General features: G+C 64.7%; 1 protein-coding gene. It reads left to right on the top strand.

Going from position 1 to position 408, the window contains the following annotated elements; all coding sequences use genetic code 11:
• The coding region (locus GVN67_RS29390) for a transposase (RefSeq protein ID WP_160000799.1) at positions 1-408 on the top strand (408 nt) is incomplete at both ends.

Here is a 408-nt window from a genome sequence, read left to right on the forward strand (position 1 = left end):
TTGTCGGTCTGCTCGTGGATCGCGGCGGGTTTCCGCTGGAGATCGGCTGCTTCGAGGGCAACAAGGCCGAGACGGCAACCATGATCCCGATTATCAAGCAGTTCCAGGTCCGCCACGGCTTGGCCGACCTGGTCGTCGTCGCCGACGCAGGCATGCTCTCAGCCGGCAATCTGCGCGAGCTGGACGAGGCGAACCTGCGGTTCATTGTCGGTTCCCGGATGACGAAAGCGCCGAACGATCTGGCCTCGCATTTCCGCTGGCACGGTGACGCGTTCAGCGACGGGCAGCTGATCGATACGGTCACCCCCAGGACCGGCCACAAGAACGAGAACAACCCTGATCTGCGTACCGAACCCGTCTGGGACCCTGCCGCGCACCCGGGCTCATGGCGGGCGGTGTGGGCCTACT

The sequence above is a fragment of the Roseomonas sp. 18066 genome (assembly GCF_902706185.1).
Classification (GTDB): domain Bacteria; phylum Pseudomonadota; class Alphaproteobacteria; order Acetobacterales; family Acetobacteraceae; genus Pseudoroseomonas.